The sequence below is a fragment of the Silvimonas terrae genome, from assembly GCF_014202765.1.
GTDB classification, from domain to species: Bacteria; Pseudomonadota; Gammaproteobacteria; order Burkholderiales; family Chitinibacteraceae; genus Silvimonas; species Silvimonas terrae.
On the sequence record NZ_JACHHN010000007.1, the window covers coordinates 36011 to 56976 of the forward strand.

The window sequence follows — 20966 nt, forward strand, 5'->3', positions numbered from 1 at the left end:
CAAAAAACGCCCCGGTTCTGCCGGGGCGTTTTGTTGGATGGCACGCCATCAGAACACCGGGTAGATACGCCCGGTTTGCGGTCCTTCGACACTGCGTACATACGCTTGAGCAACCGTATCTGCGGGTTGCGAAACGAAACCCGGAAAGAACGGCCCGTAGGCTTCTTGCGATTCGGTCAGCAGGGTCGGGCTAACCACATTGATGCGGAATGCTCCCCAGGCATCCACCGCCACCGCACGGGCAAAGCCTTCTACCGCAGCGTTGACCGTCGTCGCGTTGAAACCCTGCGCAATGGGTTCATCCGCCACAATGCCGCTGGTCAGGGTGATGGAGCCGCCCCGGCGCAGATAATGCTGGCCGATCAGCGCCACATTGACCTGCCCCATCAACTTGCTGTCGATGCCTTTGCGGAACTGCTCCGGCGTGGTTTCGCCCAGGGGCCCAAAGTACAACTCGCCACTCGTCACCACAATGGCATCGACCTGCCCTACCCGTTCAAACAGCGCGCGCACGCTCTCTGCACTCGTAATATCGACCTGGTCATCCCCTTGGTGATGCCCCACTCGCAACACCTGGTGACGCCCTTCCAATGCCGCCACCACCGCTTTGCCGACCGTACCGGTCGCGCCAATCACCACGATTTTCATGCTTTGCTCCTGTCACCGGTAAAGCTTCATTGTGTTCATCAATCCACAGCGGATAAACCCGCCATCACTTGCTTCTTTTCCAACTCTGGATTGGCAATGCACAGAAATCAGCCCGCAGCGCGATATAGCACCAATCATTCCAAAAAACCGGGTTAATATATCCGTTCACTCAAATGGATTTTGCGATGGCGCTTGTTTCCAAACTGCCTGACGTCGGCACCACCATTTTCACCGTGATGAGCCAGCTTGCCGCTGAACACGGTGCCATCAACCTCTCCCAGGGTTTCCCGGATTTTGCGTGCGCTCCAGAACTGCTGGAAGACGTGCACCAGGCCATGCTGGCCGGGCACAACCAGTACGCCCCCATGGCGGGCTTGCCGGCGCTGCGTCTGGCACTGGCCAGCAAATTGCAGTTAAGCCGCAACGTTGCGGTCGATCCGGACACCGAAATCACCATCACGGCGGGGGCGACGCAAGCGCTGTTCACCGCCATTGCCACCGTATTGCATGCCGGTGACGAAGCACTCATTCTGGACCCGTCTTACGACAGCTACGCACCCGCCATCCGCGCACAAGGCGCAGTGCCAGTGCGGATCAGTTTGAGCGCGCCCGGTTTCACGGTGGATTGGGATCAAGTGAACGCCGCCGTTACACCCCGCACCCGGCTGATCATCGTCAATAACCCCAACAATCCAGCCACCAGTGTATTCACGCGGGCGGATCTGGATGCGCTGGCGGCAATTGCAGAACGCCATGAGCTATTGGTACTGGCCGACGAAGTTTATGAGCACCTGGTTTACGATGGCATTGCGCATCACAGCGTGCTGACGCACCCCGCCTTGCGGGCGCGCAGTTTTGCGGTGTATTCCTTTGGCAAGACCTTTCACGCCACGGGCTGGAAAGTGGGCTACTGCGTGGCTCCGCCGGCGTTGATGGCAGAGTTCAGAAAGCTGCACCAGTTCCTGGTGTTTTCTGTCCACACGCCCACCCAGCACGCGCTGGCGCAGTATCTGGCTCAGCCCACCCATTGGCAGCAGTTACCCGCGTTTTATCAAGCCAAACGGGATCTGCTGGCCGCTGGCTTGCAGCGGGCCGGGTTTACACTCAAGCCCAGCCAGAGCACGTATTTCCAGTTAGCTGATTACAGCCAGATCAGGCCGGATTTGTCAGAGGCGGAGTTTGCGCGCTGGCTGACCGTGACGCACGGGGTCGCCAGTATTCCGGTATCGGCGTTTTACGCGGATGGACGCGATCACAAGCTGGTACGGTTTTGCTTTGCCAAACAGGAAAGCACACTGGATGCCGCCTTGACGCGGCTCTCTGCACTGGCTGCTTAGGCCGACTCGGCCACCACAGCCGGCGTGGCCCGGCGTGCCGCAAACAAGCGGTAGATGGTGATGAGGTTGAGTGTGGCGGATGTGGTTTCCAGCATGACGCCGCCAATCGAGCCAGACAAAAATGCGTTGCCCAGCCACAGCAAGGTGCTGCACAAGATCAACAGGCGCATGGGGATGCCCTTGAACAGGAACACCGCCACGGTGCCCAGGGTGCCTCCCAGAATGGGCACGATGCTGTACCAGCCGCTGGCCACGTACAAGCCAAGGCCGATATTGAGCGCCACGAACACGGCCGCCAGCCAGGGCGACTGACTGCGCATGGAGGTGAGCATGCGCACGCTGGAGATACCGGCGCTGGTCATGGCTGCCGGGTTACCCAAAAGGGCAAAGTGGATGGCGTAGGTAGCGGACTGCAACGTCATTAACAGCTTGAAGCGTTGATCTTTTTTTTGCAGAAAACCCGCAATGGAAAAAGCGAAAACCAGATAACCCAGGCACTGCGCCAGCGAAAACACAGCCAAAACCGCTACTCCAGCCAAAAGGCCCACCAGGACGCGGACCAGACAAAAGAAAGCATCCTACCCGTTTGTGCCCGCTTCGTGGCGCCCCCCGCCGGGCGGCATGATATATATTATTATTTTCAACGCCTTACCGGCGGCTGATTGCAGCAGGCGCCGGCTTTGGCTTGCAAGGTATCGGCCAGATTGCGGTCCAGATTATTGCGCCACGCTGCGCGCAGGCGCCCAAACCACCCACTCTGACTTTGCCCGGCCAGCGCAAGCAACGCGCCATACTGCACGGCGCGCACGTCATAGGTCACGGCGGCGCGTTGGCCTGTGACCGTCACAGCGCTGACACCCGGCACGCTGCGCAAGACGGTCAGTTGCGCCTCTGCTGCAGGCTCCACCAAAGGTACGCTACGGGTCACTTGCCAGAGCGGTTGATCCATTGGCGCTTCCTCAACTTTTCAATTTGCGAACAACATCCATCAGCTCGGCAATGGCGTCTTCACCGTTGCCGGCGCCAATGGCTTTGGCAACGCAGCCGTTGGCATGATTTTCCAGCAACTGCATCGCCACCCCATCCAGCGCGGCGCGGATCGCGCCCAACTGCGTCAGGATATCTACACAGTAACGGTCTTCATCGACCATGCGGGCAATCCCGCGGACCTGCCCTTCAATACGGTTAAGCCGGCTGACAAGGCGCTTTTTATCCGGCTGCACGGCGGACTTGTCACCCGGCACGTTATGACAATGTGGCGCGTGCGGGTCAGACGACGTCATAGCCCGCGTCCTCAACGGCAGCCTTGAAGGCCTCCGGACCAGTCAGGGCCGGATCAAACTCGACCAAAGCGCTGGCCGCATCCAGGTTCACTGCCGCACTTTGCACGCCGTTAATATTCTTGAGCACCCGGCTGACCGTGCTGGCGCAGCCGGAGCAGCTCATTCCGTTAATGTTGAGTGTTGCGGTTTGCATGATCCAGATTCCTTGAAGGTTGAGAAGAACGGGGTGGCTGCCAGCGCCGCAACATCAGCGCATTGGTGACCACCGAGACCGAACTGAGCGCCATGGCCGCGCCCGCAATGGCCGGGTTCAACAGGCCAAACATGGCCAGCGGAATACCCAGCGTGTTGTAGATAAACGCAAAGAAGAGGTTCTGCCGGATCTTGCGCAAGGTTGCGCGGGCGAGTGCCACCGCCTGCGCCACGGCCATCAGGTCATTGCGCATCAGCGTCACGTCTGCCGCTTCAATCGCCACGTTGCTACCCGCGCCCATGGCAAAACTGACCTCGGCCAGCGCCAGTGCCGGGGCATCGTTGACACCGTCCCCCACCATGGCGACATGTTTGCCACTGGCACCAAGGCTACGGATCAGCTCGGCCTTGCCGGCCGGCAACACCCCGGCATGGACAGTCTTGATGCCCGTCACCTGCGCCACCCACTGCGCGGTGCTCTGGTTGTCACCGGTCAACATGATGACGTCGATACCCTGGGCTTGTAATGCAGCCACAGCAGCCCTGGAGGTCGGCCGTACCGTATCAGCCAGTGCAATCACACCAAGCAACTGTTGATCCCGACCGATCCCGACCATGGTTTCATCTTGCCGTACAGGGGGGAGGGTTGCATCACTCTCCCCCACCCAATCCATGCGGCCCACCCGCAAGGTCGTGCCATCTGGCAATGTCCCGGTTACCCCCTGCCCGGCGGTGACGGCAAAACCGGTGATGTCGAGCAAGGGCAACTTGCGCTGCACGGCTTCATCCAGCAGCGCCCTGGCCAACGGGTGTTCGCTACCGGCCTCCAGGCTGGCCGCCCACTGCAACAAGGTGGTTTCATTCATGCCAGCCGCCAGCACCCGTACCGCACGCACGCCCGGTTTGCCTTCAGTCAGCGTGCCGGTCTTGTCGAGCACCAGGGTATCCAGATGCGCGGCATGTTCCAGCGCGGCGGCATTGCGGAACAGCAAGCCCAGATGCGCACCGCGTCCCACCCCCACCATCACGGCGGAGGGCGTAGCCAGACCCAGCGCGCACGGGCAGGCAATCACCAGTACGGCCACGGCGTTGAGCATGGCGGGCGTGAACCCGGCCAGCCACCAGGTCAGCAGAAATGTGCCCAGCGCCATCAACAGCACCACCGGCACAAACACGGCGGCGATCTGATCGGCCAGACGCTGGATTGGCGCTTTGGAGCCCTGTGCGGCCGCCACCAGACGGACAATCTCTGCCAGTTGCGTTTGCTGGCCAACGCCAGTGGCGCGAATACGCAGCATACCGTCATGGTTACGCGTGGCCGCAAAGACCTGGGCACCGGCTGATTTGGGTACGGGTATGCTTTCGCCCGTCAGCATGCTTTCGTCTACCTCGGCCTGGCCGCTGATGACTTCGCCATCCACCGGGATGGCGTCGCCATGGCGCACAATGACAATCTCACCGGCCTCCAGTTGATCGACTGGCACCTCCAGCACCATGCCGCCACGTTCCACCCGGGCGTCACGCGGCTGCAATTGCATGAGTTCACCCATGGCTTGCGAGGCCTTGTGTTTGGCGCGGGCTTCCAGCCATTTGCCCAGGCACACCAGCGTAATCACCACCGCGCTGGCTTCAAAATAGACCGGCAAATCAGCGTGGCCTTGTACCACCACCACGCTGCTGAACAACCAGGCCACGGTGGTCCCCAGGGCCACCAGCACATCCATATTGGCGCCGCCGCCTTTGACGGTATGCCAGGCGCTGCGATAAAAGCGCCAGCCAAAACCCGCCTGCACCAGGGTGGCAAGCAGCATTTGCCATCCGCGCGGCACCATCAATGCGTGCCAGCCGGCCGTCATGGCCAGCATCTCCCACAACAAGGGCGCGGTGAGCAACGTCGGGGCCAGCCATTGCCAGACCGTTGCGCCCTGGTGTGGCGCAGTTTGTGCGGCGTCGGGTTTGATTTCATGGGCGTCATAGCCCGCCTTGCGCACGGCCTGAATCAGAACATCGGTGGCGTTCAGCCCGGCAGGTTGTTCGATCAGGGCGGTTTCAGTGGCAAAGTTGACGGTGGCCGTCACGCCAGGCAGACGGTTCAGCACTTTTTCAATGCGTGCGGCGCAAGCAGCGCAAGTCATCCCCTCCAGCATCAACTGCGTTCGGGCTGGCTTGATGTCGTAACCCGCCTTGCGAATAGCCGCAATCACCGCAGGCACGGTTTGGCCATCCGCGACAGAGACGCGCGCGGTTTCCGTAGCCAGATTAACCTCGGCACTCACGCCATCCAGCCGGCCCAATACCTTTTCGATACGGCCAGCGCAGGCAGCACACGTCATGCCACTGATGGGAAGTGATACGTCCATGAACCGGCCCTCGCCAAATACCTATAGGGGGTATCCTATGCCCCGGCGGGGTCTCTGTAAACCCGAGTGGCAAGATTTCACACCCGCTTTACCGATACGGGTGCGGGGTATACAGTGGCCCGCATCTCACCTGGGTGTATGCACGATGTGGCGCATGCTGTTTCTGACCTTTTGCCTGCTGATATCCGGCATTGCACCGGCACAGACACCCATTGCGTCGGCCCACCCGGTCAACGTGGTTCAGGCGACAGACACCTGCACGCATTGCCACGAGGCAGCGCCAGCACCCAAAGCCGTTCACCACGCGACCGCCAGTCCGTGCTGCGACAACACTTTTTGCAGCATGACGCCGGCCGCGTTGCTCAGTGCAGCGCTGGCCTCTCCCCCGCTTTCCGGTAAGGCGATCCGCCACCCGGTCGCCATGGTGGTCCAGATCAACTGGCTGGCCGCACCACCGTTACCCCCTCCTCGTCCTCTTGCCTGAATCCGCAATCTCTCTATCCGTTATGTTCGATTGATTTGCCATGCATGCCACGCATGCACAGGTTCGGTTTGCCGGCTGCGTCTTACAGTCGGCAACAAGGAGTCATCATGCTGTTCAAAACCCGTATTCTGGCGCTGGCCTTGTTCGGCGCTGCCACACTGGCCCAGGCCGGCACCGCCGTCACCCTCTATAAAAATGCCGGGTGCAGTTGTTGCGAAGCCTATATTGCCTATCTGAAAACCGCAGGCTTTACCGTGAAGGCAGAAGATGCCGCCGATATGGGCGCGGTTCGCCAGCGTTACGGCTCGGCCAAGGCAGCCAGTTGCCACACCATGCGGATCGGCGGCTATACCGTAGAGGGTCATGTACCGGTGGCGGCCATCAACAAGCTGTTGAAGGACAAGCCTGCGATCACCGGGATCAGCGTGCCCGGCATGCCCATGAACTCTCCGGGCATGGGCGAGGAAAAACCGGGCACCTTGCCGGTGTATGCGCTGAAAACAGCCAACAGCAATCCGGACACCGAGTTTGGTCGCTTCTAACCGGCCCCTGGCCAGTTCATCTTGATCTTGAACCATCATCGGGGCGGATCTGCATCCGCCCCGTCGGAGTAAAAGAATGGATCGTCGAAGCTTTTTGCGGTTTGGCGGGATGGCCGTCAGCACGCTGGCGCTGGCCCCCCGCACCTGGGCGGAAGACATGCACGCCATGCACATGGCCCCGGCAGACAATACGGCCTTGCTGCCTGTCGCGGACTTCCCCGCAGGCCGTGCCCTGCCGGCTTTGCAAAAACTGAAAAACCAGGCCAATCCCGCCGGCCAGTTTCAGGCCACCCTCACCGCTGCTGCACGCACCGTGCAGTTCAAACCGGGTCTGGATACCGTGGTCTGGGCTTATAACGGCCAGAACCCTGGCCCATTGATTGAGGTGTATGAAGGGGATGTGCTGGAAATCCGCCTCATCAACCAGTTAACCCAGCCCACCACCATTCATTGGCATGGCCTGCCGGTGCCCCCCGCGCAAGACGGCAATCCGGGCGATGAAGTCGCGCCAGGCACCGAACGCATCTATCGCTTTAGCCTGCCAGCAGGTTCAGCCGGCACCTACTGGTATCACCCGCACCCGCATGGACACACGGCGGAACAAGCGTATATGGGCCTGGCGGGCCCGCTGATTGTGCGTTCGCGGCGCGATCCGCTGATGGGCATGCCCGAACAGCACCTGGTGTTGTCCGACCTCAAGCTGGGTGCGGATGGCCGTATTGCCGGCAATAGCGATATGGACTGGATGAACGGGCGCGAAGGCCAGTTTGTGCTGGTCAATGGTGTATTGCAGCCCACCATCACCGCCAACGGCATGCAGCGCTGGCGCTTGTGGAATATGTGCAATGCGCGTTACCTCAATCTTTCTTTGGGGGAACAGCCGTTCCGGCTGGTGGGCACGGATGGCGGTCTGCTGGAGCATGCGCGTACCGTCACCCAGTTGTTACTGGCCCCAGGAGAGCGCGCCGAGATCGTCGTCATGGGCAATGGCGAAATCGCCTTGCAGGCCCTGGCTTATGATCGGGGCATGATGGGCGATGTACCCGCACCGCAAACGCTGACGCTGGCCAGGGTGGCACTCAGTGGCGGCGCCACCATGCCCATGCCCTCACACCTGCGGCAGATCACGCCACTCACGCCCGGTGGTGTGCAGAAACGGGTGGTGTTCAGCGAACAGATGAGCATGGCTGGCGGCGTACATAGCATGACCCCGCTGATCAATGGCAAGAGCTACGACATGAACCGTGTGGACCTGATCAGCCAGCGTGGCGCAGTGGAGGCGTGGTCGCTGGTCAATGATTCGGACATGGACCACCCCTTCCATCTGCACGGCACCCAGTTCCAGGTGGTCAGCCGCACCCACAATGGTCAGACCGTACCGGAGCCCTTCCTGGCCTGGCGCGATACCGTCAACCTGCGCCCCAATGAAACGGTATTGATTCATGTCGTACAACCGCAAGCCGGTGCGCGTATGTTCCACTGCCATATTCTGGAGCACGAAGACCGGGGGATGATGGGGATATTGAATGTGGTGTGAGGTGTGAGGTGTGAGGTGTGAGGTGTGAGGTGTGAGGTGTGAGGTGTGAGGTGTGAGGTGTGAGGTGTGCAGAGTGTAAGTCCGGGTTTGCCGGTTGCAACCTCCTTTTCACGCACACCACCACTTCGTCATTCCTGCGAACGCAGGAATCCAGGTGTGAACACTTGTGCCGCAGGCACTGACCATGGTTTGCCAGGCAAGGCCCGCCTTTGGCGGGCGGACTGGATTCCTGCTTTCGCAGGAATGACGAGTCCGGGGGTATGCATCCTTCCCCCTCCTCACTCCTCACTCCTCACTCCTCACTCCTCACTCCTCACTCCTCACTCCTCACTCCTCACTCCTCCCCCTCATTACCGCACAATGCTAAACTTGCCGCATTTGCCCATCAGCGAGTCGTAACCCGTGGCCCAATATGTAATGTCGATGCTCCGCGTGAGCAAAATCGTTCCGCCCAAGCGTCAGATCATCAAGGATATTTCGCTCTCTTTCTTTCCTGGCGCCAAAATCGGCCTGTTGGGTCTGAACGGCGCTGGTAAATCCACCGTGCTGCGCATCATGGCCAATGTGGACAAAGAATACGACGGCGAGGTGCAACACCTGGCTGGCGTCAAGATCGGCTACCTGGAACAGGAACCGAAACTGGACGCAGAAAAAACCGTGCGCGAAGAAGTAGAAAGCGGCATGGGTGAAGTCATGGACGCGCAAAAGCGGCTGGAAGAAGTCTATGCCGCCTACGCCGAACCCGATGCCGACTTTGACGCACTGGCCGAAGAACAGGCCCGCCTGGAAGCCATCATCTCTGCCGGTGCTGGTGACAACACCGCACTGCAACTGGAACTGGCCGCCGACGCGCTGCGCCTGCCGCCGTGGGATGCCAAAATCGGCAACCTCTCCGGCGGTGAAAAGCGCCGCGTCGCGTTGTGCAAATTGCTACTGTCCAAGCCGGACATGCTGCTGCTGGACGAACCAACCAACCACCTGGATGCAGAATCGGTGGAGTGGCTGGAACAATTCCTGGTGCGTTTCCCGGGTACCGTGGTCGCTGTAACGCACGATCGCTACTTCCTGGATAACGCTGCCGAATGGATTCTGGAACTGGACCGTGGTCACGGCATTCCGTGGAAGGGCAATTACTCCAGCTGGCTGGAGCAAAAGGAAGAACGCCTGAAGCAGGAAGAATCCACTGAATCGGCCCGCCAGAAAGCGCTGAACAAAGAACTGGAATGGGTTCGCCAGAACCCCAAGGGCCGGCAGGCCAAGTCCAAGGCGCGGATTGCCCGCTTTGAAGAGTTGTCCAGCTTTGAACACCAGAAGCGCAACGAAACCCAGGAAATCTTCATCCCTGTGGCCGAGCGCCTGGGCGACAAGGTCATCGAGTTCAAGGGTGTGTCCAAGGGCTTTGGCGATCGTCTGCTGATCGACAATCTGAGCTTTGCCGCCCCTGCGGGTGCCATCGTCGGCATTATCGGCCCCAACGGTGCCGGTAAATCCACCTTGTTCAAGATGATTGCCGGTAAAGAAACGCCAGATACCGGTGATGTCGAGATCGGCCAAACCGTACAGATGGCCTTTGTCGAACAGTCACGTGAAGGCCTGGAATCCGAGAAGACCGTGTTTGAAGATGTCTCCGGTGGACTGGAAAACATTCAGGTCGGCAAGTTTGAAATGTCCAGCCGCGCTTATCTGGGCCGTTTCAACTTCAAGGGCGGCGATCAGCAAAAGAAGGTTGGCATGCTCTCCGGTGGTGAACGCGGCCGTTTGCATCTGGCCAAGACGCTTCTGAAGGGCGGCAACGTGCTGCTGCTGGATGAGCCCTCCAACGATCTGGACGTGGAAACCCTGCGTGCGCTGGAAGACGCGCTGCTGGAATTTGCCGGCACCGTGTTCGTCATCAGCCATGATCGCTGGTTCCTGGACCGGATCGCCACCCACATTCTGGCGGCGGAAGGCGATAGCCAGTGGACATTCTTTGACGGCAACTATCAAGAATACGAAGCCGACAAGAAGAAGCGTCTGGGCGAAGAAGGTGCCAAGCCCAAGCGCATCCGCTACAAGCCGGTGACACGTTGATTCGTCCGGCTTGACCAATAAAAAACGGGAAGCGCTGCTTCCCGTTTTTTTATTGGTTCTCTACCTGCGCACCCGTTTGTGAGAGCGTCATCTTCAAACATCTCAGGTAACCCAACTCGCTGGCATTGAGGTCCGCCTCAGGCTTTTTGCCTGGTCGATGCGGACCGTACAAGTCGTTATTGAAGGGCAGTTGCCACGTCTTGTAGCACTGCATGACCGGGTCCTCGGGTAGCCCCGCATAGTGGGCTATGCACCGGCCTTGTCCCCGCGAAATCCACTCCGCCACCTCTGCCATCGGCACCTGCATGAATTCGTGCAGATAGGGGGCGAATTCCGCCCGTTGATCATCATCAACAGCAAGCGTCTTCAGTATCACCTGTTCCGGGTGCCCCTCCAGTCGCTGCTGTGCCGACATGTGCCATATGACGGCCGAGACACGACATGGTGTCACCCGCGTTAAAACCGGATCAAGTAACAAGCTCGAGATCTCTTGAGCATCATCTGCACAAGCAAAAGCAGACGTTCCTGCCAGAAAGACCAAGAGCAGTTTGCCCACAAGCCGCATCACTGTTTCAACTCCATTTCCATTTTCTGAAAACATGCACCACCTGGTGGGATTTTACACGATGACCTTTCAGCCCCTCACACCCGCTCAAGGCCGCGCACATGGTATCGTGACGCCCGATTCACCCTGATACGCCACCATGCCTGCCCTGCCCCACAAAAAGCTCTACCACATCTCCACCCTGGAAAACCTGGACACCTGGGCCCGCTACAAGCAGGCCATGTGCATGGATTGCCAGTCTACCTGTTGTACCATGCCGGTGGAGGTCAAGCTGCCGGATCTGGTGCGGATGGGTGTGGTCGATCCGTTTGAGGCCGAGCACGAAGCGCCGAAGAACGTCGCCAAACGGCTGGAAAAAGCGCGGATCATTCAGCACTTCAATTTCAAGACCAGTGTATTCACGCTGGCGCAGCGGGCCAATGGCGAGTGTACCTATCTGGATGCCGAAACGCGCTTGTGTACCATTTATGACTTGCGCCCCAATACCTGTCGCAACCATCCCAAGATTGGCCCCAAGCCTGGCTTTTGCGCTTATCGCAACCGCTGACAGCGGTAACTGGCCCGTTTCTCACGGTTGTCATGTCGCGTTCATAAAATGACGTATTCCCGGCTGACTGGATGCGTGTTTTATGGCTTTGACGGTTCCTTTTCCCAACCCGGTTCGTGACTGGATCATCAGCAATCTGCAACGCGGTTGTGCGGCACCTGACGTCGTGCGGGAATTGTGCGACAACAATGTGGAAGAACAGCTAGCCAACGCCATGGTCAACGCCGTCATGCAAGCCTTGATGGCCGGTTCCCCCTTGCCTGAGGGCCAGTTATTACTGGCACCGCTGGCCTACGTGGCCGACCCGTGCCGCCTGCCCGCCGCCCCGGTGATTGCCTGCGGTGATCGGGATATCCGTATTCTGTCGCGCATGAGCAAGCCCACTGCGGCGGTGCTGGGCAATGTGATCAACGCCCGTGAATGCGAACAACTGATTGAACTGGCCCGCCCGCGCCTGCGCCCATCCACCGTGGTCGACCCCAGCACCGGCCAGGACGTCGTGGCTGACCATCGCAGCAGCGAGGGCATGTTTTTCCGTTTGATGGAAACCCCCTTGCTGGAAAAACTGGATCGTCGCCTCGCGGCCTTGACCGGCTTGCCGGTTGAGAATGGCGAAGGCTTTCAGATTCTGCATTACCGTTCCGGCGCAGGCAGCGCCCCGCATTTTGATTATCTGACCCCCAGCAACGTGGCCAATGCAGAATCAGTGACCCGCAGCGGCCAGCGCATCATCACCGTGGTGATTTATCTGAACGATGTCGCGGCTGGCGGCGAAACGGTGTTCCCGGAAGCCGGCTGGGCCATCACCCCACAGCAAGGCAATGCCATTTACTTTGAGTATTGCAATCGCCAGGGGCAGGTGGACCCGGCGTCATTGCACGCCAGCTCGCCGGTGCTCAAGGGTGAGAAATGGGTCGCCACCAAGTGGATACGCGAGCGCCGGTTTATCTCGCGTTGAGAGGCCGCCAACATAAAAAAAGCCGCCCTCGCCGGCGGCTTTTTGTTGGGCCATATCGGCCGCTCACATCACATCAACCGACTTCCAGCCCTTGTCGGTGAGCGTGAACACTTCTTTAAGCTGCATCTGGCGATCGCCATGGATCACGCGTGACAGCATCGGAAACACGCGCGCCAGGTCCGGATCACTGGCCCACGGTGCAGACTCCACCTTATAGGTGTAGGTCACGGCCGTGGTCTTGTGACCGTTCTCATCATGCGGCGGCTCCCAGCCCACAATCTGGTCCAGCGTCAGCGTAGCCGCGCACAGGTCGCCGTGGCGGACCTGCTTGCTACCGTTGGTCCGGGCATAGGTAAAGTCCTGCTTCAGATAGTACTTCTCCCCTTCCGGCGTCAGTGAATACTGGTGTGTTGGCAGCACTTCGGATTTCCCGGGGCTGTCATAACGAATCATGACGTCCTTGAAGGTCACAATACCCAGCTTTTGCAGCACGGGCAGTTGCAGGGCATCCGGCTCACCGGCCGCCGCCTGGTTGGGGGTGATATTGATCGGCCAGTCGGTTTTGCCAAGGCAAAAATGGCCTTTCTGGGCGAGGTAATCCTGCATGCCGCTGGTAAACACGGCAGCAGAAGGTTTGGCGTCATCCTTGCCACACGCACTCAGCAACAAGGCGGCGCAGGCGGTCAGGCTCAGGGTCTGGATCAGTTTTTTCATCGTGATGTTCATTGAGTCCAATCAGTCGACGCCAGCCCAGGCGATCAAAGGCTGGGCTGGCGTCGCGGGATTAATCCACGCAGGTGCCATGGGTGGGTGGGTTGGCGGGCGGCTGGTAGCCATCCGTCAATGTGTTCAAAAAGCAGATCAGGTCAGACATCTGCGCTTCTGTCATCGGCGGCGTCGAGCCAGCGGCACGGCTATCCAGCGGCATTTGCGGGTCGATATTGCCAAGGTATGCAGCGGGCAAGTCATTGAACTTCTGCACCGTCCCCCCGGTGTACTGGGTGGTAATCAGGCCATAGGTGGGGAAGTTGGCGTCTGGCGTGGTCCTGGGTGTACCGCCCACGGTCGGGTACCAGATTTCCGGATTGGTATCGCGCGTGTTGTAGAAGTGAACCAGCTGGTACAAGGTGTGGATCACCCCGTTGTGGAAGAACGCACCGCGCAGGGCCACATTGCGCAAGGTCGGGGCTTTGAACAGGCCGCAGAACGCGTTAGGCGCACCTAGCGAAGTGGGCAGGTGATCCGTGCGCAGCGGGCCGCAGACGCCCATATCGTTGTAGCTGGCGTTCTGGTTGGCCGGGATATCCATATTGCGCGGTACGCTGATGTTCTCATAAGAGAAATCGGTGAACAGCGCAGAGCTCCCATTCAGACCTGCGCCCTGATAGTGGCAGGAGGCGCAGTTGCCGGTGTTGGCATCGGTAAACACGCTCAGCCCTCTGAGTTCCGCCGCAGTCATGTTGCCGCCAATCTTGTTGGCCACATACAGGTCAAACTTGCTGGAGAACGGGTGGAAGCTCTGGTCTTCCATCTGGTACGCCTGCAGCGCGGCCTGAATGTAGCCGAAGGCTTTGGTGGTATCCGTAAACGCATCGCTGCCATAGGCCTGCAAGAAAAGCGGGGCGTAGGACGCAGCCTTGACCTTGGCGACAACGTCTGCCGGCGAGGCGTTAGCCATTTCATTGGCCGACAACAGCGGAATGCTGGTTTGGTCTGCCAGCGTGGGCGAGCGCCCATCCCAGGTAAAACCGCCGCCAGGGCCGGGCACACTCACGCCGTCCGGGTTATCCAGCAAGTCGGCATACGGCGGGGTGAATTCCTTGTAGCGCAGCGAGGGCACGGCGCGGGTGCCCGGCTGCAGCATATCGGTACCACCCAGTTGCACCGCCAGATTGTTTGGCGCTGCATAAGCATAATTGGGGTCGTGGCAGGTGGCGCAGGACATCTTGCCCGAGCCGGACAAAGTGGCATCAAAAAACAGTTTGTCGCCCACTTGCGCGGCAAGGCTCAGCGGCGCAGAGGCGGTGGTGGCGGTCGGTGCAGGCGTTGTGGCTGGTGCACTCGTGCTGGTGGTGGTGCTATCACTGCCGCCACCGCAGGCGGCAAGCGCCAGTGGCAACAGACAAAGGGCAATCCGGAACAAATTCGGCATTTTGACAAGTCTCCCTCACAGAAGCAGTGCTTCTGTACGGCTGCAGAAACGGCAGGGGCGCTGGCCCCTGCCCTCTCTTTGGCGCCCCTGTGTCAGGGCCGCCTCTTTTTCTTTTTTCTGAACGGTTTACTTCACTGCCCAGACACCCTTCTGCGTTGCATCCGGACCCACTTGCGCTGCGGTTGTCACGTCAGAAGATTGCAGCTCCCTGTAGGTAGCCGGAATCACGTAGGCGTGGTTCATCGGACGAACCGAGTCAAAGTGGGTATCGGCGCTGCTCTGGTATTCCGGCAGGTTCAGGATGTTCTGCGCAATAAACTTCTCGGTGTACTTCGAGCGGTTCATGTACGTGGAGTCATCGGTGGGGTCAGCCAGCTGGAACATGTCTTGCAAGGTACGGACAAACGAGAAGTGGCTGTACGCATCGCTATCGGACACTTTGGTCGGTGCACTGGCCTGGTTGGTCAGCACCACGAAGATGGATTCGCCGTGGCCATGATTGCCAAAGTTGTAGTTGTGGATCGACGTATCCTGCGCGTACTGACCATTCGTACCCTTGGAGAGCGGGTTGGTGCTGGTCGACGCTGCCGCGCCAGAGGAGCCCGGGACCCAGCCGCAGCACGAGTTGTGACCCGTGGTGGCCGTGCCTTCGTCAAACATCAGCACGATGGCAATGCGCTTTTGCTTGTTGGCCCACAGCGGGGAAGCCTGGATCTTCTTCACCAGGTAATCGACGTAGTTATCGCCACGGACAATGATGTTGTTGCCCGAGCAATCGCTCGCCGTACCCGTGCCGCCGCCCGATACCGTGCCAGTGACGCCAATACTGTGCATGTCATCGCACTGGTCAGGCATCAGGAAGTTGATCTGGCCCACATCACCGCTTTGCAAGTCAGAACCAAACTGGTCAACGTTGTAGCCAGCCGGCACAGCATATTTGGTGCCAGAGGTCAGCACGGCATCCCACTGACCACCGCCCAGGGTGCGGTTGCTGAACTTCCATTCCGGTGCGCTACGCACGTTCTGGTAAGCCATCCCCGGATGGTGCTTGGTCTTGTACAGGCCTGCCGGCATCGGCAGCGTGAGTGCGGCATTGCCAATGGCCGTGGTATTGCCGGCCAGGGTACCCGGTGCATACACGTGGTCTGTTGCGGTCACAGCACTATCGGCAATCCCGTCAGTCCGGAAATCCTGACCCGGGTTCATCGATTCGCTGTAGGTACGCCAGCGCAGGCCCTTGCTGCTCAGTGCGGTAAAGAGGTTGGCACGGCCTACGATGTTGTGGTTGATGCCCGAAGCCTGAGTACAAGTCGTGGTAAACGGCGAGTTGGCCAGACCTGGCTGGGTGTTGTCCGGCACCGGCAGATCCTGCACGGCGTTGGCACCGGTTGCATCGCAGTTCCACTGGCTGTCATCGGTGATACCCCAGTCATCGGCACCGCCCAGAGCGGTGTAGTTCGGCTCGCTGGGGTTGCCGGTGGCGTAGTAGCTGGTGAATTGATTGCCAGCTTGCAGGTAACCGTTGATCTTGGGCGCGTATTGCGAACCCAGGATGGTCGTGGTGCCCTTGTTTTCCAGCATCACGATAAACACGCTGTCGTAACGCGGAATACCTTCCACATTGAACGCCGCTTGCTGCGCTTGCAGGAAGGTAATCGGCTGACGGGTATCCGTCGTCACGGTATTGGTGGCCGAGCTGACCGCCAGGCTAGCCAGTTCCGGATCACCACCCGGGACAGCCAGTGCATCCGGGTACAGTTCTTTGTTATCGAACTTCTTGGTGGCGTAGACGTAGCGGTTGTTCAGCGCATTGGCTTCCGTTACGGCCAGCGTCTGGGCAGTGCCCGTCAGCGTAGTCAGATCACCCAGTACCTGAGCCGCAGTCACACCGACGCGGCTGGCCAGATTGGCCTTTTCAGTCTGATAGCTGGTGTTGTTGTCTTCCACCATGCGTTGCACTTCGCTGGACATGGGGCTGACCACCACCAGACCGGCAGCCTGCTGTTCAGTCACCTGAGCCAGGGAGGCGCGCAGGATTTCATGCGCGGTAACGGCAGCACCGCTGGCGGTGTTGGTAGCACTGCTGCTGATATCGGCAATGATGGGGCCCACGGCCGAGACGGTCAGCGTGAACTTGCCGTTGGCATCGGTGGTCACCGGGTTTTCGCTTGCTTCGCAAATGCCGTCGTTGTTGCTGTCAACGCAGACGGTGGCGCCCTTGATATAGCCAGCGGCCAGGGTCGGGTTGGCGGTGCTGCCCGGCGTATAGGCCGTGCTGTTGACGACACCACTGATCTTGACTTGTGCGCCTGGGGCCGACGTTGAGGTGCCAGAATCACTGCCACCGCAACCGGCCAACATACAGGCCGCCGCAATGGTGGTCAGTGTTGTCGTAAAACCGACGTACTGAAGGTTTGCCACATCTATCTCCCGGATGGGTATGTTCTATTGACCGGCAATGTCAGGGGCGAACCTGCATAGCCAGTCCCGAAAAAACCTCGCCATCCTGGGAGTTGAAGATGAAAACGATGTGACGCTACACGCCGTTACGTCGGTAAATAAAAATATATATTTTTGCGTCAACCCAACAATGCCTATGCGCGTTTATCTAAGTTTTTTCTAAGTCTGAAGAAAGCAATCCAGGCAAACTGGCGCTGCAATCGCCACTTTTTGCACCTGGTCCGGCGCATGCGGCAAATCCAGGATGAGGTGTGATCAAGGCAGGTACAAGCGACAATCAAGGAAGAATGAAACTGGAAAAACGGCGAGGATCAGAAAGGATCAGACGAGGCAGGTGCAAATGAAAACGGCCATCCGAAACCGGATGGCCGTTTACATTTGGTGGAGCTAAGCGGGATCGAACCGCTGACCTCTTGCATGCCATGCAAGCGCTCTCCCAGCTGAGCTATAGCCCCAAGAATGCTGGCGTCCCCACGGGGATTCGAACCCCGGTTATCGCCGTGAAAGGGCGGTGTCCTAGGCCTCTAGACGATGGGGACAAGGAATCTGGGTATTGCAGGATACAGCCTGGAAGAAATGGTGCGCCCGGAGCGATTCGAACGCCCGACCCTCTGGTTCGTAGCCAGATACTCTATCCAACTGAGCTACGGGCGCACATAAACTTCACAACTGATACCACTGTTTTACTTCTACTACTTTTACTACGGTTTACTGCTACTGCACACCACAGGTGTAGTGGCGTCCCCACGGGGATTCGAACCCCGGTTATCGCCGTGAAAGGGCGGTGTCCTAGGCCTCTAGACGATGGGGACGTCTAAACATTGAGCGGCTGCTTAAGAGTTACTGCATTCTCAAGCAGCCGCATTTGTTTTGGTGGAGCTAAGCGGGATCGAACCGCTGACCTCTTGCATGCCATGCAAGCGCTCTCCCAGCTGAGCTATAGCCCCGAAAGAGATGCGCATTGTAGGTGACGACCTGGTACTTGTAAACCCCCAATGCGCATTTTTTTAAGTTTTTGTTACCAGAGCTTCCACCAGGAGCCGGTCGTCCAGTAACTGTCTTCCAGCACCACCGTGTTGGGATAGTTCTTGAGCAACACGCGCTTGGCGTCGTCACGCAGTTCGGTCAGGCCCAGTTTGTCGTAAGAACGCACCATGATGCCCAGAGCCGGTTCTACCTGTTTGGTATTACCAAAGTTTTCCAGCAGGCCCTTGCCACGGTTGGCCGCCGCCAGATAGGCACCACGACGGTAGTAGTACTTGGCGACATACAGTTCATGGTTGGCCAGCGCGCCCACCAGATACGCCATCCGGGTACGCGAATCTTCGGCGTACTTGCTGTCCGGGTAACGATCAATCAACTCCTTGAACGCGTCGAAAGAATCGCGTGCGGACTTCGGATCACGCTCGGCCATATCCTGTTTGGCCAGCGCCGAGAGGAAACCTTGCGTATCGTTAAAGTTCACAAGGCCTTTCAGATACAGCGCGTAATCCATGCTCGGGTGTGCCGGATACTGCTTCATGAAGCGATCCAGCGACGCCAGCGCAGGCTGACTATCAAGGTTCTTGTACTGGTTGTAGGCCATTTCCAGCAAAGCTTGCTGCGCAAAACGGCCATACGGATAGCGGGCTTCCAGCGCTTCAAACAACTTGGTGGAGTGATCCCAGTTATGGGCAGTTTGTTCGGACTTGGCTTCGTTATAAATCTTTTCCGCCGACCAGCCTTTGGTTTCGTCCTGCTCTTGAGTGGACGCACAACCGGCCAGCAACAAAGCAGCCACTGCGAATGCGGCGATTCGCGGTAAAATCTTGTTCATGATGAATCCTGAATTAGAACCCGACGATTATAGCGATTTCGCGCAGCCGCGTGTCCTTACCGTACCCCAGGAATGTGCGGGGTCTCGGCTGGACGCCGCGCTGGCGCAATTGTTACCTGATTACTCACGCAACCGGCTGGCCGGATGGGTGAAGGATGGCCTTGTCACCGTGGACGGCCAGCCTGCCACACCCAAGACCAAACTGTGGGGCGGTGAATCCCTGCGCGTGGATATCCAGCCCGATCCGGAGGAAGTTGCCTTCCAGCCGGAAAACATCGAGCTTGATGTCATTTATGAAGACGATGCAATCCTCGTCATCGACAAACCGGCCGGGCTGGTGGTTCACCCTGGCAGCGGCAACTGGTCGGGCACCTTGCTCAATGGCCTGCTGCATCACTACCCTGAGCTCAAAAGCGTGCCCCGCGCCGGCATCGTACACCGTCTGGACAAGGACACCAGTGGTCTGATGGTGGTGGCGCGCACGCTGGCCGCACAAAACCACCTGGTCAAACAACTGCAGGCCCATACCGTAAAGCGCCATTATCTGGCGATTGCCCAGGGCGAGGTCAAGCGGGATGGCAAGGTGGATGCGCCGATTGGCCGCCACCCGAAAGAACGCATCCGCATGGCGGTGGTGGGCACGGGCAAACACGCCGTCACCCATTACCGTGTACTGGAGAAATTCAACGGTTTCACGTTGATTGAATGCCGGCTGGAAACCGGGCGCACGCACCAGATTCGCGTGCATATGGCGCATCTGGGCCATCCGCTGGCAGCAGACCCGGTCTACAGTGGTCGGGCCAAACGGCTGGAGCCAGAGATCATGCTGGCGCTGGAAGACTTTGCCCGGCAGGCGTTGCACGCCCGCAGGCTTTCACTGACGCACCCCGTCACCGGCAAGGTCATGAGCTGGCGCTCGCCTGTGCCGATTGATCTGGAATCCCTGCTCAATGTCATGCGCGCCCAGGCCGGGCTGGATGAAAGCTGGGATGAAGAAGAAGACTGGGGCGATGACGATCACGATATGGAAGTCATCTATGTCCGCGAGTAACACCACCCCCAACTTCCTGATGCCGGACTGGCCCGCCCCCGACAATGTCATGGCGGTGATGACCACCCGCACCGGCGGGGTCAGCAGCGCGCCCTATCACGGGTTTAATCTGGGCGTACATGTGGGGGACGACCCGGCCGCTGTCGCGCAAAACCGCGCTATCTTGCGGCAGCATTTGCCATCCGAGCCCAAATGGCTCAATCAGGTCCACGGTATCCAGGTTGCCACGGCGGGCGGTTGTGATGCCGATGCCAGCTATGCCACGCAAGCTGGCGAGGTCTGCGTCATCATGACAGCAGACTGCCTGCCAGTGCTGTTCTGTGACCGGGCCGGCACCGTGGTAGCTGCCGCCCATGCGGGCTGGCGCGGCCTGTGCAATGGCGTGCTGGAAGCCACGCTGCAGCGCATGCAACGGTCACCCGAAGACATCATGGCCTGGCTGGGGCCGGCCATTGGCCCACAGCAATTCGAGGTGGGTCCTGAGGTGCGTGAAGCGTTCATGGCGCATGATGCCAGCGCCGCCAGCGCCTTCAAACCCGCCGCCGAAGAGGGCAAATGGCTGGCGGATATCTACGCCCTGGCTGGCCAGCGGCTGGCCGCCGCCGGTATTGGCAGCATTCATGGCGGTGGTTTTTGCACTGTCAGCGACAGCCGCAACTTCTTTTCCTTCCGACGTGAAAAACAAACTGGCCGCATGGCGGCCCTGATCTGGCTGAAATCGTAATCACCCAGCCCTACTCCACCCGTCACTGAACAAAGCGAATTGACATGTCCGGCAACACCACTGAAATCAACCCATGCCCGCGCTGTGGCGCCCATGCCGAAGTCCGCAAAGCGGGCGCGAACCGGGTCTGGCTGGAATGCAGCAAATATGGCCGCAATGGCAATTGCAGCATGATCAGCACGCCGCAGCCCAACCGCAAGGAAGCCATCGCGGCCTGGAACAAGCTCAAGTAATCGCGGA

21 protein-coding genes and 5 tRNA genes are annotated in these 20966 nt (G+C 59.3%); 10 read left to right on the forward strand and 16 right to left on the reverse strand.

What is annotated here, in order from left to right; all coding sequences use genetic code 11:
* Positions 1–48: 48 nt before the first annotated feature.
* Entirely contained in the window at positions 49–648 is a 600-nt protein-coding gene (locus tag HNQ50_RS15930) for a short chain dehydrogenase (RefSeq protein ID WP_184102202.1), read from the reverse strand.
* Between the two features lie 185 nt (positions 649–833).
* Between HNQ50_RS15930 and HNQ50_RS15935 the strand changes: the two genes are divergently transcribed.
* Positions 834–1985, forward strand: a complete 1152-nt coding sequence (locus HNQ50_RS15935) for a methionine aminotransferase (protein WP_184102203.1) — start codon at positions 834–836, stop codon at positions 1983–1985.
* Here the strand turns inward: HNQ50_RS15935 and HNQ50_RS15940 are convergent.
* From HNQ50_RS15940 to HNQ50_RS15960, 5 genes are all read right to left on the reverse strand, one after another.
* Complete coding sequence (locus tag HNQ50_RS15940; protein ID WP_308419177.1) at positions 1982–2500, reverse strand: YgjV family protein; 519 nt, start codon at positions 2498–2500, stop codon at positions 1982–1984. The genes HNQ50_RS15935 and HNQ50_RS15940 overlap by 4 nt on opposite strands.
* Positions 2501–2625: 125 nt before the next feature.
* The gene (locus tag HNQ50_RS15945; protein ID WP_184102205.1) at positions 2626–2934 is read right to left on the reverse strand and encodes a hypothetical protein; all 309 of its coding nucleotides are present in this window, start codon (positions 2932–2934) and stop codon (positions 2626–2628) included.
* Between the two features lie 10 nt (positions 2935–2944).
* Positions 2945–3268 (reverse strand): metal-sensitive transcriptional regulator, encoded by a 324-nt coding sequence (locus tag HNQ50_RS15950; RefSeq protein ID WP_184102206.1) that lies wholly within the window; start codon positions 3266–3268, stop codon positions 2945–2947.
* Positions 3255–3461, reverse strand: coding sequence for a heavy-metal-associated domain-containing protein (locus HNQ50_RS15955; RefSeq protein WP_184102207.1), 207 nt, complete (start codon positions 3459–3461; stop codon positions 3255–3257). Before HNQ50_RS15955 ends, HNQ50_RS15950 begins: the two co-directional genes overlap by 14 nt.
* Positions 3436–5820, reverse strand: coding sequence for a heavy metal translocating P-type ATPase (locus tag HNQ50_RS15960; RefSeq protein WP_184102208.1), 2385 nt, complete (start codon positions 5818–5820; stop codon positions 3436–3438). The genes HNQ50_RS15955 and HNQ50_RS15960 overlap by 26 nt, the downstream gene beginning before the upstream one ends.
* A gap of 154 nt (positions 5821–5974) precedes the next feature.
* Here HNQ50_RS15960 and HNQ50_RS15965 point away from each other — a divergent pair, with 154 nt between their 5' ends.
* The 4 genes from HNQ50_RS15965 (at position 5975) to ettA (ending at position 10453) form a co-directional block, all read left to right on the forward strand.
* Entirely contained in the window at positions 5975–6304 is a 330-nt protein-coding gene (locus HNQ50_RS15965) for a hypothetical protein (protein ID WP_184102209.1), read from the forward strand.
* Between the two features lie 107 nt (positions 6305–6411).
* Positions 6412–6846 carry a DUF411 domain-containing protein gene (locus HNQ50_RS15970; RefSeq protein ID WP_184102210.1) on the forward strand — a complete coding sequence of 145 codons (435 nt, stop codon included), beginning with the start codon at positions 6412–6414 and terminating at the stop codon, positions 6844–6846.
* A gap of 76 nt (positions 6847–6922) precedes the next feature.
* On the forward strand, positions 6923–8383 hold the full coding sequence (locus HNQ50_RS15975; protein ID WP_184102211.1) for a multicopper oxidase family protein: 1461 nt from the start codon (positions 6923–6925) through the stop codon (positions 8381–8383).
* A 417-nt stretch (positions 8384–8800) separates the two neighbouring features.
* Positions 8801–10453 carry an energy-dependent translational throttle protein EttA gene (ettA, locus tag HNQ50_RS15980; RefSeq protein WP_221303219.1) on the forward strand — a complete coding sequence of 551 codons (1653 nt, stop codon included), beginning with the start codon at positions 8801–8803 and terminating at the stop codon, positions 10451–10453.
* A 49-nt stretch (positions 10454–10502) separates the two neighbouring features.
* On the opposite strand, the gene HNQ50_RS15985 is transcribed toward ettA, so the two are convergent.
* Positions 10503–11054: a hypothetical protein gene (locus HNQ50_RS15985; protein WP_184102213.1), complete on the reverse strand. Its 552-nt coding sequence runs from the start codon at positions 11052–11054 to the stop codon at positions 10503–10505.
* 103 nt (positions 11055–11157) lie between these two features.
* On the opposite strand from HNQ50_RS15985, the gene HNQ50_RS15990 reads away from it, so the two are divergent.
* Together HNQ50_RS15990 and HNQ50_RS15995 are read left to right on the forward strand one after the other, a co-directional pair.
* The gene (locus tag HNQ50_RS15990) at positions 11158–11565 is read left to right on the forward strand and encodes a YkgJ family cysteine cluster protein (RefSeq protein ID WP_184102214.1); all 408 of its coding nucleotides are present in this window, start codon (positions 11158–11160) and stop codon (positions 11563–11565) included.
* 82 nt (positions 11566–11647) lie between these two features.
* Positions 11648–12523 (forward strand): 2OG-Fe(II) oxygenase, encoded by an 876-nt coding sequence (locus HNQ50_RS15995; protein ID WP_184102215.1) that lies wholly within the window; start codon positions 11648–11650, stop codon positions 12521–12523.
* Between the two features lie 63 nt (positions 12524–12586).
* Here HNQ50_RS15995 and HNQ50_RS16000 read toward each other — a convergent pair whose 3' ends face one another.
* The 9 genes from HNQ50_RS16000 to HNQ50_RS16040 form a co-directional block, all read right to left on the reverse strand.
* Positions 12587–13237 carry an SEN1982 family lipoprotein gene (locus tag HNQ50_RS16000; RefSeq protein WP_184102216.1) on the reverse strand — a complete coding sequence of 217 codons (651 nt, stop codon included), beginning with the start codon at positions 13235–13237 and terminating at the stop codon, positions 12587–12589.
* Between the two features lie 70 nt (positions 13238–13307).
* A complete protein-coding gene (locus tag HNQ50_RS16005) occupies positions 13308–14675 on the reverse strand; it encodes a cytochrome-c peroxidase (protein ID WP_184102217.1) in 1368 nt (455 codons plus the stop codon).
* A gap of 126 nt (positions 14676–14801) precedes the next feature.
* On the reverse strand, positions 14802–17096 hold the full coding sequence (locus HNQ50_RS16010; protein ID WP_221303220.1) for an alkaline phosphatase family protein: 2295 nt from the start codon (positions 17094–17096) through the stop codon (positions 14802–14804).
* A 418-nt stretch (positions 17097–17514) separates the two neighbouring features.
* Positions 17515–17590 (reverse strand) — tRNA-Ala (locus HNQ50_RS16015).
* An 8-nt stretch (positions 17591–17598) separates the two neighbouring features.
* Positions 17599–17674: transfer RNA gene (locus HNQ50_RS16020), tRNA-Glu, on the reverse strand.
* Between the two features lie 38 nt (positions 17675–17712).
* A tRNA-Arg gene (locus HNQ50_RS16025) sits at positions 17713–17789 on the reverse strand.
* An 82-nt stretch (positions 17790–17871) separates the two neighbouring features.
* Positions 17872–17947: transfer RNA gene (locus HNQ50_RS16030), tRNA-Glu, on the reverse strand.
* A gap of 59 nt (positions 17948–18006) precedes the next feature.
* Positions 18007–18082, reverse strand: a tRNA-Ala gene (locus HNQ50_RS16035).
* 71 nt (positions 18083–18153) lie between these two features.
* Positions 18154–18951: an outer membrane protein assembly factor BamD gene (locus HNQ50_RS16040; RefSeq protein ID WP_184102218.1), complete on the reverse strand. Its 798-nt coding sequence runs from the start codon at positions 18949–18951 to the stop codon at positions 18154–18156.
* Between HNQ50_RS16040 and rluD the strand changes: the two genes are divergently transcribed.
* The 3 genes from rluD to HNQ50_RS16055 are packed head-to-tail and all read left to right on the forward strand — an operon-like array spanning position 18950 to position 20959.
* On the forward strand, positions 18950–20002 hold the full coding sequence (rluD, locus tag HNQ50_RS16045) for a 23S rRNA pseudouridine(1911/1915/1917) synthase RluD (protein ID WP_184102219.1): 1053 nt from the start codon (positions 18950–18952) through the stop codon (positions 20000–20002). The two genes, HNQ50_RS16040 and rluD, sit on opposite strands and share 2 nt — an antisense overlap.
* Entirely contained in the window at positions 19989–20726 is a 738-nt protein-coding gene (gene pgeF / locus HNQ50_RS16050) for a peptidoglycan editing factor PgeF (protein ID WP_184102220.1), read from the forward strand. The genes rluD and pgeF overlap by 14 nt, the downstream gene beginning before the upstream one ends.
* Before the next feature lie 44 nt (positions 20727–20770).
* A complete protein-coding gene (locus HNQ50_RS16055; protein ID WP_184102221.1) occupies positions 20771–20959 on the forward strand; it encodes a Lar family restriction alleviation protein in 189 nt (62 codons plus the stop codon).
* Positions 20960–20966 lie beyond the last annotated feature (7 nt).